Origin of the sequence: Streptosporangium becharense (genome assembly GCF_014204985.1) — a bacterium.
GTDB lineage: Bacteria > Actinomycetota > Actinomycetes > Streptosporangiales > Streptosporangiaceae > Streptosporangium > Streptosporangium becharense.
Genome location: NZ_JACHMP010000001.1, coordinates 3,983,320 through 3,998,106 on the forward strand (window position 1 = coordinate 3,983,320; position 14,787 = coordinate 3,998,106).

At 67.7% G+C, this 14,787-nt stretch carries 16 protein-coding genes and 1 tRNA gene; 7 read left to right on the forward strand and 10 right to left on the reverse strand.

Annotation, left to right across the window (positions count from 1 at the left end; all coding sequences use genetic code 11):
* The first annotated feature begins 2 nt into the window (after positions 1-2).
* Both F4562_RS17525 and dnaN read left to right on the forward strand, forming a co-directional pair.
* Positions 3-656, forward strand: coding sequence for a LuxR C-terminal-related transcriptional regulator (locus tag F4562_RS17525; protein WP_184543553.1), 654 nt, complete (start codon positions 3-5; stop codon positions 654-656).
* 403 nt (positions 657-1,059) lie between these two features.
* Positions 1,060-2,157, forward strand: coding sequence for a DNA polymerase III subunit beta (gene dnaN / locus F4562_RS17530; RefSeq protein WP_184543368.1), 1,098 nt, complete (start codon positions 1,060-1,062; stop codon positions 2,155-2,157).
* Between the two features lie 188 nt (positions 2,158-2,345).
* On the opposite strand, the gene F4562_RS17535 is transcribed toward dnaN, so the two are convergent.
* The 5 genes from F4562_RS17535 to upp form a co-directional block, all read right to left on the reverse strand.
* Positions 2,346-3,047, reverse strand: coding sequence for a FadR/GntR family transcriptional regulator (locus tag F4562_RS17535; protein WP_184543367.1), 702 nt, complete (start codon positions 3,045-3,047; stop codon positions 2,346-2,348).
* A 108-nt stretch (positions 3,048-3,155) separates the two neighbouring features.
* The gene (locus F4562_RS17540) at positions 3,156-4,517 is read right to left on the reverse strand and encodes a helix-turn-helix domain-containing protein (protein ID WP_184543366.1); all 1,362 of its coding nucleotides are present in this window, start codon (positions 4,515-4,517) and stop codon (positions 3,156-3,158) included.
* A gap of 130 nt (positions 4,518-4,647) precedes the next feature.
* The gene (locus tag F4562_RS17545; protein ID WP_184543365.1) at positions 4,648-5,172 is read right to left on the reverse strand and encodes a PH domain-containing protein; all 525 of its coding nucleotides are present in this window, start codon (positions 5,170-5,172) and stop codon (positions 4,648-4,650) included.
* Between the two features lie 327 nt (positions 5,173-5,499).
* Entirely contained in the window at positions 5,500-5,730 is a 231-nt protein-coding gene (locus F4562_RS17550) for a hypothetical protein (RefSeq protein WP_184543364.1), read from the reverse strand.
* A 449-nt stretch (positions 5,731-6,179) separates the two neighbouring features.
* Positions 6,180-6,818: a uracil phosphoribosyltransferase gene (upp, locus tag F4562_RS17555; protein ID WP_184543363.1), complete on the reverse strand. Its 639-nt coding sequence runs from the start codon at positions 6,816-6,818 to the stop codon at positions 6,180-6,182.
* A 167-nt stretch (positions 6,819-6,985) separates the two neighbouring features.
* On the opposite strand from upp, the gene F4562_RS17560 reads away from it, so the two are divergent.
* From F4562_RS17560 to F4562_RS36375, 5 genes are all read left to right on the forward strand, one after another.
* On the forward strand, positions 6,986-7,495 hold the full coding sequence (locus F4562_RS17560) for a tRNA adenosine deaminase-associated protein (RefSeq protein ID WP_184543362.1): 510 nt from the start codon (positions 6,986-6,988) through the stop codon (positions 7,493-7,495).
* A gap of 16 nt (positions 7,496-7,511) precedes the next feature.
* Complete coding sequence (locus F4562_RS17565; RefSeq protein WP_184543361.1) at positions 7,512-8,000, forward strand: tRNA adenosine deaminase-associated protein; 489 nt, start codon at positions 7,512-7,514, stop codon at positions 7,998-8,000.
* A 17-nt stretch (positions 8,001-8,017) separates the two neighbouring features.
* Complete coding sequence (gene tadA / locus F4562_RS17570) at positions 8,018-8,461, forward strand: tRNA adenosine(34) deaminase TadA (protein ID WP_184543551.1); 444 nt, start codon at positions 8,018-8,020, stop codon at positions 8,459-8,461.
* Between the two features lie 24 nt (positions 8,462-8,485).
* Positions 8,486-8,575, forward strand: a tRNA-Ser gene (locus F4562_RS17575).
* A 412-nt stretch (positions 8,576-8,987) separates the two neighbouring features.
* On the forward strand, positions 8,988-9,998 hold the full coding sequence (locus F4562_RS36375) for a tyrosine-type recombinase/integrase (protein ID WP_184543360.1): 1,011 nt from the start codon (positions 8,988-8,990) through the stop codon (positions 9,996-9,998).
* 177 nt (positions 9,999-10,175) lie between these two features.
* On the opposite strand, the gene F4562_RS17585 is transcribed toward F4562_RS36375, so the two are convergent.
* The 5 genes from F4562_RS17585 to F4562_RS17600 all read right to left on the reverse strand — a co-directional run bounded on the left by F4562_RS17585 (position 10,176) and on the right by F4562_RS17600 (position 14,504).
* On the reverse strand, positions 10,176-10,589 hold the full coding sequence (locus tag F4562_RS17585; RefSeq protein ID WP_184543359.1) for a hypothetical protein: 414 nt from the start codon (positions 10,587-10,589) through the stop codon (positions 10,176-10,178).
* A gap of 337 nt (positions 10,590-10,926) precedes the next feature.
* Positions 10,927-11,103: a GntR family transcriptional regulator gene (locus F4562_RS36670; RefSeq protein ID WP_375782477.1), complete on the reverse strand. Its 177-nt coding sequence runs from the start codon at positions 11,101-11,103 to the stop codon at positions 10,927-10,929.
* Positions 11,043-11,525, reverse strand: coding sequence for a UTRA domain-containing protein (locus tag F4562_RS17590; RefSeq protein ID WP_184543358.1), 483 nt, complete (start codon positions 11,523-11,525; stop codon positions 11,043-11,045). Before F4562_RS17590 ends, F4562_RS36670 begins: the two co-directional genes overlap by 61 nt.
* Positions 11,526-12,575: 1,050 nt before the next feature.
* On the reverse strand, positions 12,576-13,811 hold the full coding sequence (locus F4562_RS17595) for a glycosyltransferase (protein WP_184543357.1): 1,236 nt from the start codon (positions 13,809-13,811) through the stop codon (positions 12,576-12,578).
* A 276-nt stretch (positions 13,812-14,087) separates the two neighbouring features.
* The gene (locus tag F4562_RS17600) at positions 14,088-14,504 is read right to left on the reverse strand and encodes a TIGR03668 family PPOX class F420-dependent oxidoreductase (protein ID WP_184543356.1); all 417 of its coding nucleotides are present in this window, start codon (positions 14,502-14,504) and stop codon (positions 14,088-14,090) included.
* Positions 14,505-14,787: the final 283 nt, after the last annotated feature.

The following is a 14,787-nucleotide window of genomic DNA, read 5'->3' on the forward strand; positions in this document are numbered from 1 at the left end:
GCCTGCGCGTCGTCATCGCCGAGGACCTGTACCTGCTCAGGGACGGCCTGGTGCATCTGCTGCAGGCCCACGGTCTGCAGGTGGCGGCGGCCGTCGAATCCGGGCCGGAGCTGCTGACGGCGCTGATCGAGCTGCGGCCCGATGTGGCGGTGGTCGACGTCCGGCTCCCGCCCACGTTCACCGACGAAGGGCTCCAGGCCGCGCTGGCGGCGCGTCGGGCCGTCCCCGGCCTGCCGGTGCTCGTCCTGTCGCAGCACGTCGAGCAGCTCTACGCGCGTGAACTCCTGGCCGACGGCTCCGGAGCGGTCGGGTACCTCCTCAAGGACCGGGTCTTCAACGCCGATCAGTTCGTCGACGCGGTCCGCCGGGTCGCGGCGGGCGGCACCGCGATGGACCCCGAGGTGATCGCCAAGCTCCTGGCGAGCACCGCCCGTCACCAGCCGCTCGCCACGCTGACCCCGCGCGAGCGCGAGGTTCTGGAGCTGATGGCCGGGGGCCGGTCCAACTCGGCCATCTCCCAGCGTCTGTTCCTCAGCGAGAGCGCGGTCGGCAAGCACACGGCCAACATCTTCGCCAAGCTCGGTCTCACCCCTTCCGACGACGACAATCGCCGCGTGCTCGCGGTTCTCGCGTACCTCGACGCCGCCCGCGGGTGAGCCCACCGGGCACGCGCCGCGACGGGCCTCCCAGGCACGATGCGGCGTTCTCCCTGGTACGATGCGGCGTTCTCCCTGGTACGGCATCCTTCCGGGATCGGTGCGGCAGGTTCCCCAGGTATGACGTGATCGAGCCCTTCGGCGCGCCGCGACGGGCTTTCCCGGGAGTGACGCAGCGGCTTTCCCGGGCATGACACGACGGCCCCCCTGGTGCGATGCGCCAGGCTTCCCAGGCACGCAGCGACGGCCCTCCTGGTGCGATGCGCCGGGCCCCACCCGGTTCCGTGCGGTGTCCCTTACTCCCGTCGCAACGCCCTGACGTTCTGTCGGTGTGAGCGGATAACGTGCTGTGGAAGTACGGCTCCCGCGGCGGGGCGGTGCCGTCGGGCGAAGGGATGCTCAGGTGAAGTTCCGGGTTAACCGTGATGTCCTGGCCGACGCCGTGGCCTGGGTGGCCCGGGCGCTGCCGAACCGGCCGGCTGTTCCCGTCCTGTCCGGCCTCCTCGTGGAGGCCGGTGACGACCTCGTGCTGTCGGTCTTCGACTACGACGTCTCCGCCCGCGTCTCGATCGAGGCGGATGTGGCCGAGCCCGGCCGGGCGCTGATCCCGGGCCGGATCCTCGCTGAGATCACCCGCAGCCTGCCCGGCGAGGTCGTCGAGTTCGCCACCGAGAGTTCCGAAGCGGTGCTCACCTGCGGTAGCGCGGAGTTCGGCCTGCTCACCATGCCGGTGGAAGACTTCCCTTCGCTGCCCGAGATGCCGCCGAAGGTCGGCGCGATCGGCGGCGGGGTCTTCGCGGCCGCCGTCGGCCAGGTCGCCCCGGCGGCCAGCCGCGACGAGACGCTCCCCATGCTGACCGGCATCCGGGTCGACATCTCCGGCGAGAACGTCACCATGGCCACCACCGACCGTTACCGCATCGCGGCCAGGGAGTTCGACTGGCGTCCCGAGCGGCCCGACGTCGCGGCCGCCGCCATGGTGCCCGCGCGAGTGCTCGTCGACGTGGCCAAGTCACTGCGCGGCGGTGAAGTGTCGGTGTCGCTGGGCGACGGCATCGCCGGCTTCGAGAGCGTCGGCCGCAGCACCACGGTGCGGCTCCTCGATGAGCAGTTCATCGACTACCGGTCGCGGCTGGCCGGCGACTGGTCCATCCGGGCCGACGTGCGGGTGACCCCCTTCGTCGACGCGATCAAGCGCGTCGCCCTGGTCGCCGAGCGCAACACCGCGATCCGGCTCTCCTTCAGTCAGGGGCACGTCCTCATCCAGGCTGGCGGCGGTGACATCGGCCGCGGTGCCGAGGTCGTCGACGCCGAGTTGTCCGGCGGTGACATCCAGATCGCCTTCCAGGCTCAGTTCCTCCTCGACGGCCTCAGCGGTGTCGAGACCGATTTCGTCCGGCTCAACATGGAGTCGCCGAGCCGACCGGCCCTCATCACGGAGGTTCCCGGTGACGCCGATCCCGCTTTCCGCTACTTGGTGATGTCCCTGCGTCTCGGCTGACCGCGTCCGCCGACGCCGCGACGGCAGGGCCCCTCGAACGCGCCGGGGACCGACGGGCCCTGCTGGTTCAGGAAGACAGCGATAACCCACGCTCCGGGAGACGGCAGGGGGTTCTCCCGCCTGGAAAGGCGACAGGAGGCCCCGATCCCACCCGGGAACGGGGCCTCCTGTGCGCGGTACGGCGAGAGTCAGACAGAGAGTTCCTGCTCTTCCGTCAGGGCGATCAGGATGTGCTCCATGCACGCGTGACCGGCGCGCTCGGCGGCGGCGGCGTCACCGGCCGCAATGGCACGGGCGATGGCCTCGTGCGGGATGTACGTGCTGTTCAGGGTGCTGTGCAGTGAGGTTCCGGCGGCGGTGATGCTGGCGCGCAGCGCGGTGGAGAAGTCCTCGTAGAGGTCGATCAGCACCTGGTTGTGCGTGGCGTGGACGACCGCCATGTGGAAGGCGAGGTCGGCTTCGACGAAGGCCTCGGGCTCACCACGTCCCCACGCGTGCTCGCGCTCTGCCAGGGCGGCCTCGATCAGGGCGATGTCGCGGTCGGTGCGCCTGGTGGCGGCCAGCCGGGCCGCCTCCACCTCCAGCGCTCTGCGCACCTCCAGGATCTCCAACTGCTCGGCGGTGCGTAGCCGTCGCAGCATGGCTCCGGACAGCTCGCTCGTGGCCCGGACGTACGTTCCGTCGCCTTGGCGGCACTCCAGCAGGCCCGCATGGGTGAGCGCCCGCACCGCCTCGCGTACGGTGTTGCGGCCGACGCCGAGCTGCTCGGCGAGCACGGTCTCTGTAGGAATCTTCGCGTGCATCTGCCAGGAGTGAGAAGTGATCTGCTCCTTGAGCTGGTCGATCACTTGGTCGACGAGGGATGCTCGCTGCGCCGTACGCAGACTCACCGTCCGCCTCCTCCAGAGAAACCAATCATCCTATGAATCAATGACTGGTAGACCCTAATTATTCCGGAGGCACAAAAACAAATCTGGAACCCCAGCAGTGGGCCGTCTTTAACGCACGAGAGCGGAATCGACCGTCACGCCCACCATCGCATCGCGCACTCCGGCAGCTTCGAGTGCTCTACGATACGCGGCGGCCTGTTCCTCGCCCGCGCCGACCCTGCCGTAAAGGTCGCCGAGATCACGCCAGACCCGTGCGACCTCCCGATCAGGGCTGGAGGGTGCACTGCCCGCGGCGCTCAGCAGCAGTTCCCCGGCGGCGGTCAGCGGCTCCGGGACGCCTTCCTGCCCGCGGGCGAACTCCACCTGGGTGAGAACCAGCTGGGCGGTCGCCGCGATGACGGACCCCTGTCCGCTCAACGCGGCCAGCGCGGCCCGGGCCCGGTCGGCCGCGCCGTCCAGGTCGCCGACGCCGAGGTGGACACGCGCGAGTGCCACGAGGCTCCTGGCATGTTCCTGGGCGTGCTCGGGGAAGGCGGCGAAGACCCTGCTCGCGGAGGTCGCCAGGTCCACGGCCTCGTCGAGTGACTCCTGGCCCAGTGAGACGGCCACGGACGCCCACTCCATCGCGATGAAGGCGAGCCGACACGCCATTCGGGCCGGACGGCCGGTGACGATCGCCTCGTCGGCGAGGTGGACGGCCAGCGCGGAGTCCTCGTCGCCGGCGGCGGTGAGGCTGGCCTGCCACAGCGCGTGGATCTCTGCGGTGCGGTCGACCACGGCCGGGACCCCGTTGACCGCCAGGACGGTGCGGATGTAGGCCGTGTTCGGCGAACCCGGCTCCTGGGCGGCGCCGGTCTGCAGCAGAGCGGCGGCAAGGTCGACGGCGATCTCCCCCTGGGTCAGGACGAGCCGGTCTACCTGGGAGAATGCCTGGGCGGCCAGATCGCGTGCGCGCCGGGTGTCTCCGGCCACCTGATAGCAGCGGCTCAGGGCCACTGTCAGCGGCAGGTCGGCCAGGCGCTCCGGGTGGGCGGCCGCCTCGCGGCGGAGCCGCTCGAACGCCTCCACCGCCGGCCCGATCCTGCCCTCGGCCTCCAGCGCACGGGCCCGGCCGAGCCGAGCATGTGCGGCCAGCATGACGTTCTCCTCGCCGACCGCCTTGACGATCTCCCCGAACCGCTCCGCGGCGGCCGAGGGGCTGCCGTGGAGCAGCTCCAGCTCCGCGTGGCGCAGACCGAGCTCGGTGTCGATGCGCTGGCGAGGCTCGATCCCGCGCAGCAGGAACTCGGTGGTACAGCCCAGGCGCTCGGCAAGGAGACGCGCGACCACGGGGGTCGGCGTGCGCTTGCCGGACTCGATGAGCGAGACATAACTGTCGGAGAGGTCAGGCCCGGCCAACTGGGCCTGAGACATACGCCTACTCAACCGCAGTCCGCGGACGCGGTCACCGATGGTTCCCTGACTCGGCATCTGATCTCTCAGGGCGGGGGATGGTCAATGTTCTCGCCATGATGGCACGAAGCGGTCGAATCCGGTAACCCCATGTGAGGAATCCTCACCGAGAAGTGTTAAGTCCCCTATGCCAAAAGGACATAGGGGACTAATCGTCGTCCCCGCCGGGGAAGAGCATCTGACAGACTTCCAGATAGAGAGTCTCCGGGTAGGGGATGTAGTTGACCCTCGACAGGGCCTGGTCCTGACCTGCCGACTCCAGGACGAACTCGCCGAACCCAAGCATGCGTCCCAGGAGCGAGCGCTCGAAGCGCATGTCCGTGACCTTGCCGAGCGGCATCATGTCGACCTTGCGGGTGATCAGCCCGGTGGTGAGCAGCATGCGCTTGGAAGTCACCACGAAGTAGTCGACCGACCACTCCGCGACCTTCCAGACGAAGCGGATCAGGAGCAGGAGCCATGCCCACCAGACGACGACGAGCAGGCCACCCCCGCCCTGGTTGCCGAACCACGTGCTGAGAAGTCCGGCGAGAATCAGGCCGCCGAGAACTTCGGCGACGGGACGGAGAAGCACGGCCGGGTGACGCCGCACCATGATGACCTGGTGTTCGTGGGGGAGAAGGTAGCGGTTGACCGACGAGGGAGCGGAGTCCCCGTGGGTCACCAGTCTCATGACAGATGTGAAACGAACTGGGCCAGAGAATCGGCCGCTGTGTAAACCGTATCCATAGCACCCCTCACGGCGTTGGCGGCGTCACCTGGTCGAGTGAACAGGAAGAACGCAACGAAACCGATACCGCTGTACGTAAGAACCTTCTTGACCTGCACTTTGGCCTCCTACTACCGCTCACCCACTGCACCCGCCGTATACATTACCCAGGCCCATGCCGAGGTAAAGCGCATCGACCCGCTTGGTCTTACGCCCCCCGCGAGACCTTTTCCGAAGATCTCGCGGGGGGCGTGTCCCGGCCGTCGCGCCTCTCGTCACCCGTCGATCCCGTCACCCGCGTTCGCTCGCGACCAGCGCGAGGACTTCCAGATGCTTGCGGGCGATCCGCTCGACCAGCGCCGGGTGGGCGTGGCCGGTGACCTCCAGCGCGCCGTAGTGCGCCGCCTCGATGCAGCGGGTCACCGTGGCCGCCGGATGGACATCGGAGAATTCGTCCCTGAGCACGGCGCTGAAGTCCGCGTAAGGGTCCGGCTCCGTGTCCGGAGTGATTCGCTCGCTCATGGTTCTCCCTGGTGTGCGCCCGCCGTTACGGCGGATCGGGAACACAGAAGAGATGCCTTCGCAACTCTTCGTACCCACGCAAGCACATTATGTAACCGAGAACCGGCGGGAGAACCCCCTTTTCGGCAAAAAGGAAGGCACGCGCCGCTCCGGGGTACGTACCAAGGTGTCCCGGGACATCCCGCTGGGGCGGCGCGCCGTCCTGGTGAGAACGCGATGGGAACGCGATGGGAACGGTGAGGACACCGTCGGCCCTTCCGCGGCGACCGGCGGCACCAGTACCGATGCCCGAGACCGGGGAACGACCGCGGCCACGGCGCCCGAAGCCGGGAAACGACCAGGGCGCCCGCGGCCGGGGAACGACCGCGACATCGGCCGTCCGCGCGCGGCCGGGGAGCGGAGGGGCCCACCGGCGCCGGCAGAGGGCCTGCCGCCGCGGGACGGAGAGGTCAGACGACGCCGTAGAGGCGGTCTCCCGCGTCACCCAGGCCGGGCACGATGTAACCGTGCTCGTTCAGGCGCTCGTCGAGGGCCGCGGTCACCAGCCGGATCGGCTTGTCACTGCCGCTGAAGACCTTGTCCATGTACGCGATGCCCTCAGGTGCGGCGAGCAGGCACAGCGCGGTCACGTCGTCGGCTCCCCGGTCGAAGAGGAACTGGATCGCCGCGGCCAGCGTGCCGCCGGTGGCCAGCATCGGGTCGACCACATAGACCTGACGGCCCGACAGGTCCTCCGGCAGCCGGGTGGCGTACGTCTCGGCCATCAGGGTCGACTCGTTGCGGACCATCCCCAGGAAGCCGACCTCGGCCGTGGGCAGCAGCCGGGTCATGCCGTCCAGCATGCCCAGCCCGGCCCGCAGGATCGGGACCACCAGCGGGTACGGCTGGGCCAGCCGCACGCCTCTGGCCGGGGCGACGGGGGTCTCCACCGTCAGCTCGGTGACGCGGACATGCCGGGTGGCCTCGTAGGCGAGCAGGGTCACCAACTCGTCGGCGAGTCGCCTGAAGGTGGGCGAGTCCGTGTTCACATCCCGCAGGACGGTCAGCTTGTGCGCCACCAGCGGGTGGTCGACGACCAGGGTCTCCATGACGCCCAAAGGTATCCGGTACGGTCACCGGGGAGATAACGGACGTCATCTGTTCGGTGCCCTCCGCTCACTGGGATTTGATCACAATTTGGTCGGAGAGGCCCACGTCGGGCCCTCGCTTCTGAAAACATTGACCTCCGTAGAGAAAGCATTCGGTGGGGATGGCCATGTCAGACGAAGACTCGCTGGACTTTGCCATCGTGATCTACCGCGAGGACGACCGCTGGGAAGCGGAGATGCTCCCCGTGGCACTCACATCCGATCTCGAGGGCCTCATCCACGCCCTCCGCCAGCAGCCGAGTATCAACGGCACGATTGGCCTGGTCGCGGTGGGGGATGAGTTCTTCGTGGCGCTACGCGTGTTCGGCGAGAGGGTCGAGGTGTTCCTCTCTGACATCGCCGCGTCCTGGGACTTCCCGCTCGCCCAGCAGGCGCTGGAATACCTGGACGTGCCGATTCCCGACGAGGACGAGCTCGAGGCGATCCTCCAGGACGAGGAGACGGCCCTCCCCGCGGGGAACCTGTCGATCTTCGCGGACCTGGGTCTCGACGAGATGGAGCTCGGCATCCTCTCCGGCGACATCGACCTCCTGCCCGAGGACGTGCTGTCCAGTATCGCGGCGCGGCTGGGGTTCTCCGAGCCGTTCGAGCGCGCCATCGACTCCGTGTTCGGCTGACCTCGGGAGATCGGCCATGCCCTCCAGACCATCAGGCAACGTGTTCTCCGCCGCCTTCGTCCGTACCGCGGACGGTTGGAACGGTGCGGAGGTCGATCTCAGCGAGGCCGAGATCGTCGACGACCTCGGCGACGCCGTCCAGGAGCACCTCGGGCTCGGCGGCGACGAGCTCGCCCTGCTGTGCGTGGAGGTGGAGGACGAATGGTTCGCGATCGTCCGCTACCAGGGTGATCTGGAGCCGCGCGCGTTCCTGTCCGACGCCCAGGCGGGAGTGTCCGATGAGCTGGGTGAGCTCTTCACCGAACTCGCCGGGGTCGCGGTCGACAAGGAGACCCCCGATCTCGGTGTACGGCCGGCCGGTGACTTCGAGCTGCTGAGCGACCTCGGCCTGAGCCCGGAGGAACTCGTCGAACTCAGCATGGAGGAAGGCGCCCTCCCGGGAGACACGCTCTCGGTGATCGCGGAGCGGCTGGCGTTCGCGGACGAGCTCGACCGGTTGCGGTGACGGACTACGTCCGGGAGATGCGGCTCGCCCTGCGGGAGGCCGCGTCCGCGTCCGCGCGTGGTGAGGTGCCGGTGGGCGCGGTCGTGCTCGGCCCGGACGGGGCGGTCCTGGCACGGGCCGGAAACGACAGGGAAGCCGCGGTCGACCCCACCGCGCACGCCGAGGTGCTCGCCCTGCGGGAGGCGGCGCGGGCACGCGGCGAGTGGCGGCTGACCGGCTGCACGCTCGTGGTCACGCTGGAACCCTGCACGATGTGTGCGGGAGCCGCGGTCCTGGCCAGGGTCGAGCGCGTCGTCTACGGCGCGATCGACGCCAAGGGCGGCGCCGTGGGCTCCCTCTGGGACGTCGTCCGGGACCGCCGGCTCAACCACCGGCCCGAGGTTCTCCCAGGAGTGCTCGCCGACGAGTGCGCGGCGGTTCTCACCGATTTCTTCGCCGCTCGCCGGATGCGCGAGCAGTAGCGCTTATCCGGTAAGCTGCTCCGCGGTGGAGTCGCCTAGTGGCCGAGGGCGCACGCCTCGAAAGCGTGTGATGGGGCAACCTATCCGTGGGTTCAAATCCCACCTCCACCGCCACTGAAAAGGGCCTCTGACCTGTGCAAACAGGTCAGAGGCCCTTCGCGTTTCAAGATCGTGGGGGAACAGTGGGGGAACGCCCCTGTTCCCGATCTCGAAACGTGGTCCCTGGTGGCGGTGGTGCTCACCTTCCGAAGCGGGAAGGTAGACATGGCATCGACCGAAAAGAGAACCGGCACAGGCGGACGCACGACCTATCGCGTCTCCTGGGTCATCGGCGGCGCCCGTGGCGGTGGTCGCGACAGTGAAACCTGCGACACTCGGACCATCGCCAAGCGCTTCAAGGCCCTCGTAGAGGCTGCCGGTGAGCGTCGTCCCGAAGGGCTACCCGAAGCGCTGCCGAGGCCTCTCTCTGGCCCCTGCAGAGCCGGAGACGGAGCCACAGGAGGCCGGGCCCGCCCTCACCGCAGTTGTGTATGCCTACCTCGCCTGGCTCACCACCACGGGCAAGGCCGAGCCGCGCCAGATCGAGGGCTACCGTCGGCTCTACGACCGGCACGTGCGCGGCGCGATCCTCGCCCTGGCGGACGGTACGCGCATCGGCCCGCTCGGCGGGCTCCCGGTGACCGAGATCAGCACCGACCTCGTGCAGGCGTGGATCACCTGGATGGGCACCCGCAAGTACAAGCGCAAGGGCGAGCTGGTCGCCTACAGCCCGAAGACGATCGCCAACGTGCACGGCGGTGTCATCAGCCCGGCGCTGTCCTGGGCGGCGCGACAGAAGGGCGTGCCGATCGACACCAACCCCTGCGTCGGCGTCATCCTGCCGGACCGGCCAGGACGGCCGGTGCCCCTGGAGCAGGTGCCGACCGGCCTGAAGATCGCCGACTGGATCACGATCGCGTATGAGGTAAGCCAGCTCGCCGGCGACATCGTCACCCTGGCCATGGGCACCGGGCTGCGGTGGGGCGAGATCATCGCCCTGCGGCCGAGGGACATCGACCTGAAGCGGCGGCTCCTCACCGTTGCCCAGGTCGTCAAGGAGGACCCCCAGCGGCGCAACTACCTCGCGCCGTACGGCAAGTCCGAGGCGGCCATGCGGACGATCCGCATCCCCGAATCCGTCGTGCTCATGCTCAAGCGGCGCATGAAGGGCCTGCCGAAGAAGACTCTGCTCTTCTCGGGCGCCCGCGGCGGCATCCTCAACTCCTCCGGCTGGCACCAGACCCACTGGTCCAAGGTCACCGTCAAGGCCACAGAACGGGACATCACGACCCGGGCGACCGTGCACAAGATGCGCCACGCGCACGCCGTCGAACTGCTCGCCGCGAACGTGTCGCTGGACACGGTGTCCAAGCGCCTCGGCCACGAGTCGATCGTGGTCACCAGCGACCTGTACAGCCACTTGTCGCCGGAAGCTGATCAGCGCGCCGCCGATGTCGTCGACCAGGTGATGAGCGGTAGGCGAAGCGCCTCGGCCTGAGTCTCAGTGCCATTCTCCGGTGCTCGCAGCTCTCGTTCCATGTAGCGCGTGGTGGGTATCGCGATCTTCGTGAATGGGAGGCGAGTGCGCGCACGCAGCCACCGCTGCGTGCGCGCACCCGCCGAGGCTCCTGGTCAGGGCACCGGTGTCATACAGGTGCGAGGGCAGCCGGGGTTGTCAGGGGACGATGACGTGAAAGCCGGTGTCGCGTGCTCCTGCGGCGGTGCCGGTGCCGACGAAGATGTCGCGGTGGTCGTTGCAGTTGTCATCGTGGCGGACGAAGATGCTGGAGTCCCAGGGCGCGCTGGTCCACTGGGAGGTGGCGACCGGGACGGTGGCGCGGGCGTTGATGTCGGAGTCGAGGCGGACGCAGTACTGGCCGGTGGCGATCTTGCGGACGCCGGTGACGCCTTTGGACCGCACCACCGAGCCGTCGCTGTTGACGATGGCGGCGGCGCGGATGTGGGGGGCGGAGGCGCCGCCGAGGTCGGCCAGCGCGGGGAGGGCGAACACGCCGACCAAGCCGGCGCCGGTGAAGGCCAGGGCGGCGGCGGCCAGGGCCGCGGTCTTCTTGGAGGTGGGGAAGGTCATGCTGCCTCACTTTCCGGATGGGGATACGGAGCAAGCAGCGCACGAGTGTGGATTTGTGGTCGTTGTGACCGATGGTGTCTCCACACCTCGTGAGCCATCACTGAGAGTAGTGATGTGAGTGCAGAGAGTAATATTACTTGATGGTGAGGAAGACCTGTCCTTGTGACACGGAAAACGTCCACAAGGCTGCAGCCTCCAACTCCAGGCCAGGGCTATATCTGCCCAGTTTTCCGCGAGTATTACGGGGACCCTGCTGGAATCAGCACGTCCTCTGGGTGGTCGAGCTTCTCTGCTTCGTCCGCTGGGGCGAGACTTCAATCACGTCGTAGGCTGTGCCTTATTGTTCTTGTGCTGCCTGCTGGTACGACAACTCGTAAATATGGCCACCCTTAATCAAAATAGATACCTCTACCGGCCGTTGGTTGTTGCTGTATATCACGCGAAACTGTCGCATTACCGGAACCTCGATCGGTAGGTCCAGTTCTTCCACCTCATGTGTTGTGGGCTGCCGCACGGAAATCCGATCCTTGAAATATTGCTGAGGGAACCCGAGGTCGGCCAAGGCTTGAGGGGCGCCTCCGCGCTTCGTGGCCTGTGTCCGAGCTGGGCGAGCATGGCGACGGCTTCCCCGGGGACCTTACGATTCTCGGCCAGGAGACTGCCACGAATGATCGATGCCGGGTAGTAGGAGTCTGCGAGCTCTACGGGTTGTTCGTCCAGAAGAACCAGGCGGCGGCGGACGATGACGGTGTCTTCGGGGCCCAGGCCGAGGGCTTGGGCGATCTCCTCTGGGGGCCGGACTTCCTCCACGCCGCGAAGCTGATGAGTTCCGGCGTGGCCTCGCTGGCTTGCCTCCTCGGCCCAGGCATCCGGCTCTCCCGGCTGGCGTGGCTTGATGTAGGGCGTGGAAACGCTGGTCCAGGGCTTGTCGGTCACGCGCTCTTCCCTGGTCGCGAAGGGTCATTTAGCGGCCACGGTACCGGCTGGGGGCGTGCTTGATTGATCTCGGGATGTCCTTTGAGGGATCTAGGCTCCTTACCGCCTTTCGGGAATCGCAGTATGGTCAATGATGAACCATGAATCATCGAGCTCAATGAGAACGATGTCCGGCGTCGATGCCAACCAGGCATAAGACGAGCCCGGCAGGCGCTCGCAACGCCATACCGGGCCCTTGATCAGGAATCGAGGTCCTGACCCGTGACACACATTAGACCTCCGGATCCCGAAGGCGAACCTGTCTATGGTCCGTGCTTCTCTGTGGAACGGCCACCGCTTCCGATGGGGTGCGCCGTCTGCGGGCACCCGCTCCCCGAGCTTTACGAGTACTCCATCCGTCGCCATGGCCACCAGGTGGTCATCGTGATGTCTCCCGGCTACGACCGGAAGGTCGTCATGAGCCATGCGAGCCGGCACCGGCCGAAGGAGGAACTACCGGCCATACGGGAGGCGCTCGGGCTCACGGAGCCGAGTCCTCCAACGGAGGCGGCACTCGAGGCGAGCTGAATACGTCGGACCGCAGAGGTCTTCATGAAGACGGCACTCCAATTCGGAGGTGCCGTTTCGTTTTATGACCCACAAAGATCGTCGGTTCCCCCATTTGGGGGACTCTCGCGTCCAATCGCGTCCGGAGTCATCCGGCAGGGTCTGTCCTGGTCTGGTCCGACCGGCTAAAATTCGAGTTCTAACAGATCAGACTTGGTGAGCGGGTGGGTTCAAATCTCACCTCCACCGCCACCGGAAGGGCCTCTGACCTGCCTGAGCAGTCAGAGGCTCTTCGCGTTTCAAGATCGTGGGGGAACAGTCCTCTCCGTGATCCTGAAATGCGGCCCACGGTGACGGCGGTGTTCACCTTCCGGGAAACGCAAGGCGGACGTGACACCGACCGAGAAGCGCACCGGATCGAACGGGCTTGTGATCTGCCGCGCAAGCTCCTTCCGGCTGAACGCGCCTATCGGGGGGGTGCCGTTCTCACCTCCGAAGCACGGATCATGACAACCCGTCTCGGAATGATTTCTGGAGAACTGAGGTCATCAGGCGCTGTGCGGTGACCCTGGCGCCGTCGGTACGCACCGCGTCGGCGATGACCTGGGCACGGGCCGCCACGTCAGGCCGGAGGACTCGTCCGAGAGCCGTGGCCAGCGAGTCGGCGGTCGGCTCGACGGGCGGATGTGCGGTTCCGTTCCCGAGCCGGTCAACGCGTTGTGCCCAGTAGTACTGATCGTAGACCTGGGGAATGACGACCTGCGGTGCTCCAGCTCGCGCGGCTGCGGTCGTGGTGCCCGCCCCGCCGTGGTGGACGACGGCCGCGACCTGTTCGAAGAGCTCCTGGTGGTTGACCTCACCGATGGACAGGCAGTCGGGGGCGTCGTCCACCGGTGACAGGCCGGCCCACCCGCGGGACACGATCGCGCGGCGCCCGAGCGCGCGGGCCGATCCGATCATCGCCTGGGAGAGTCCCCGCGGAGCACGCATACTGCCGAGGCCGAAGTAGACGGGTGGTTCGCCGGCCTGGAGGAACGCCACCAGCTCGGGCGGTAACGGACGCCGATCCGGCAGGATCCAGGCGCCCGTCTGCACGACGCCGCCGTTCGCGGGTTCGGGCCAGGGAGCCAACGTCGGGTCGGCGGCCAGCCAGGGCCGGTCGGTGAGGATGTGGCTGCGTACGTCACCGACCGGGGCCAGGCCGACTGACGTCCGATGGGAGTTGAGCACGGCGCCGAACATGTCGTTGAAGCGTGCCCTGTCCCGAGCCCACAGCTCACGGTTGTCAGCCGTCGCGGACACCGTCATGGGCGAGGAAGGCGGCGCGTGACGCGGCGATGGCAGAACCGCCGGGCAGTAGGCGGCGAAGACGTAGGGAATCGCCATCAGCTCCGCCACCGAGTGGGCGGCTACCTGCAGGGCGGTCGCGGCCACGATGACGTCGCAGCCTTCGGCCGCCGCCGCGACCGCCTCGAACTGGGCGGTGACCGTAGCCTGCGCGAGCTGACGCAGGTGCTCGGGCGACGGCGGAGCCGGCGTCGCCGGCGGGTCGGCGGCAGCGGTCTGGCGCAGCTCGGGTCCGATGGGTGTGACGGGGATCGCGAGACTGTCGATCCAGTCACGGAAGTCGGGGGGTACGCACAGATGGACTTCCTGTCCGAGATTCCGCAATTCCAGGGCCAGCGCCACCAACGGCTGGACGTCGCCACGCGACCCGATGGTGGACAGCAGCACACGCATGTGAATTCCCCCTGTGACGGTCTTGGCCCCGGCCCGAGGGACCGCATGGTGAATGCGGGCCTGCGTACGCATCCGCCCGGTGTTTTCCCAGGCCGGTTCGGCGCACGGCCCCCGATTGTGGATCAGCACCGGGGTCTTGCCGCAAGTCCCCCTCCCCGCTGTACGTTGAAAGTGGCGAGGAGAGTGGAGCGTTTCTGAGCGCAGGGCCCGACCGATGCTTTCCGCCCGACACTCCGTTCGTCTCAGGACGAGTTTCGTCTCAGGGCGAGTTTCGTCTCAGGACGAGCCGTAGGACCAGCCGCTCCACGACTCGACTGTCACGGTGACAACGGGGCCTTCGGGCGGGTGATCCCGGTACTGGTCGTAGCGCGCGCTCAACCGCGTGATTGCGCGGGCACGGGTGGCGGGGTCAGTCGTGATCTCCGCCTTGCCGTCCGCACGTGCCCACCACAGCCGGGACCAGTCGTCGTCGTAGAGATCCACCAGCAGGCAGACACGATCGTTCTCGCCGATGTTACGCAGCCGTCGAAGGTTCATGGTGCTCTTCGGTTTGTGATCGACGGCGAAGGTGATCACATTCCCGTCCAGGGCGAACACGATCGGCACTATGTGTGGGACACCGGCCCTGTCGGCTGTGGCGAGCTTCGCGCTCCGCGCGGTCGCGAACTTCTCGCGGGCAGTGGCCTCGTTCATCGATCGGAGTCGGTCGTCCCGTTCTCACCGCGCAGTCGGGCGGTATGACAGCTCATGAATCCGGCCACCCTTGGTCCGGCCGTGGCCAGGGAGTCCGCCTGCGGTCGGCGACCTTGACGGCGAACGGTTGGTTTCCGCGTACGTCCTCTCCCTTGCCTGCACGGCCACGTACAAACCCTTCATTCTTCCAAGTCGGTGAGGCGCGCTGAATCGTCGCCCGGTCGCGTTGAAGCGCGCGACGCGATACGGCGTGGGCGGGAGTCGCCCGTCCTTTCCACGGCAC

What these genes read in the sequence shown, in the direction of transcription:
- F4562_RS17540 (WP_184543366.1), bottom strand. Translation starts at nt 4,517, where the DNA reads ATGCCGAGTCAGGGAACCATCGGTGACCGCGTCCGCGGACTGCGGTTG.
- F4562_RS17545 (WP_184543365.1), bottom strand. Translation starts at nt 5,172, where the DNA reads ATGAGACTGGTGACCCACGGGGACTCCGCTCCCTCGTCGGTCAACCGC.
- F4562_RS17550 (WP_184543364.1), bottom strand. Translation starts at nt 5,730, where the DNA reads ATGAGCGAGCGAATCACTCCGGACACGGAGCCGGACCCTTACGCGGAC.
- upp (WP_184543363.1), bottom strand. Translation starts at nt 6,818, where the DNA reads ATGGAGACCCTGGTCGTCGACCACCCGCTGGTGGCGCACAAGCTGACC.
- F4562_RS17560 (WP_184543362.1), top strand. Translation starts at nt 6,986, where the DNA reads ATGTCAGACGAAGACTCGCTGGACTTTGCCATCGTGATCTACCGCGAG.
- F4562_RS17565 (WP_184543361.1), top strand. Translation starts at nt 7,512, where the DNA reads ATGCCCTCCAGACCATCAGGCAACGTGTTCTCCGCCGCCTTCGTCCGT.
- tadA (WP_184543551.1), top strand. Translation starts at nt 8,018, where the DNA reads ATGCGGCTCGCCCTGCGGGAGGCCGCGTCCGCGTCCGCGCGTGGTGAG.
- F4562_RS17585 (WP_184543359.1), bottom strand. Translation starts at nt 10,589, where the DNA reads ATGACCTTCCCCACCTCCAAGAAGACCGCGGCCCTGGCCGCCGCCGCC.
- F4562_RS17595 (WP_184543357.1), bottom strand. Translation starts at nt 13,811, where the DNA reads ATGCGTGTGCTGCTGTCCACCATCGGGTCGCGTGGCGACGTCCAGCCG.
- F4562_RS17600 (WP_184543356.1), bottom strand. Translation starts at nt 14,504, where the DNA reads ATGAACGAGGCCACTGCCCGCGAGAAGTTCGCGACCGCGCGGAGCGCG.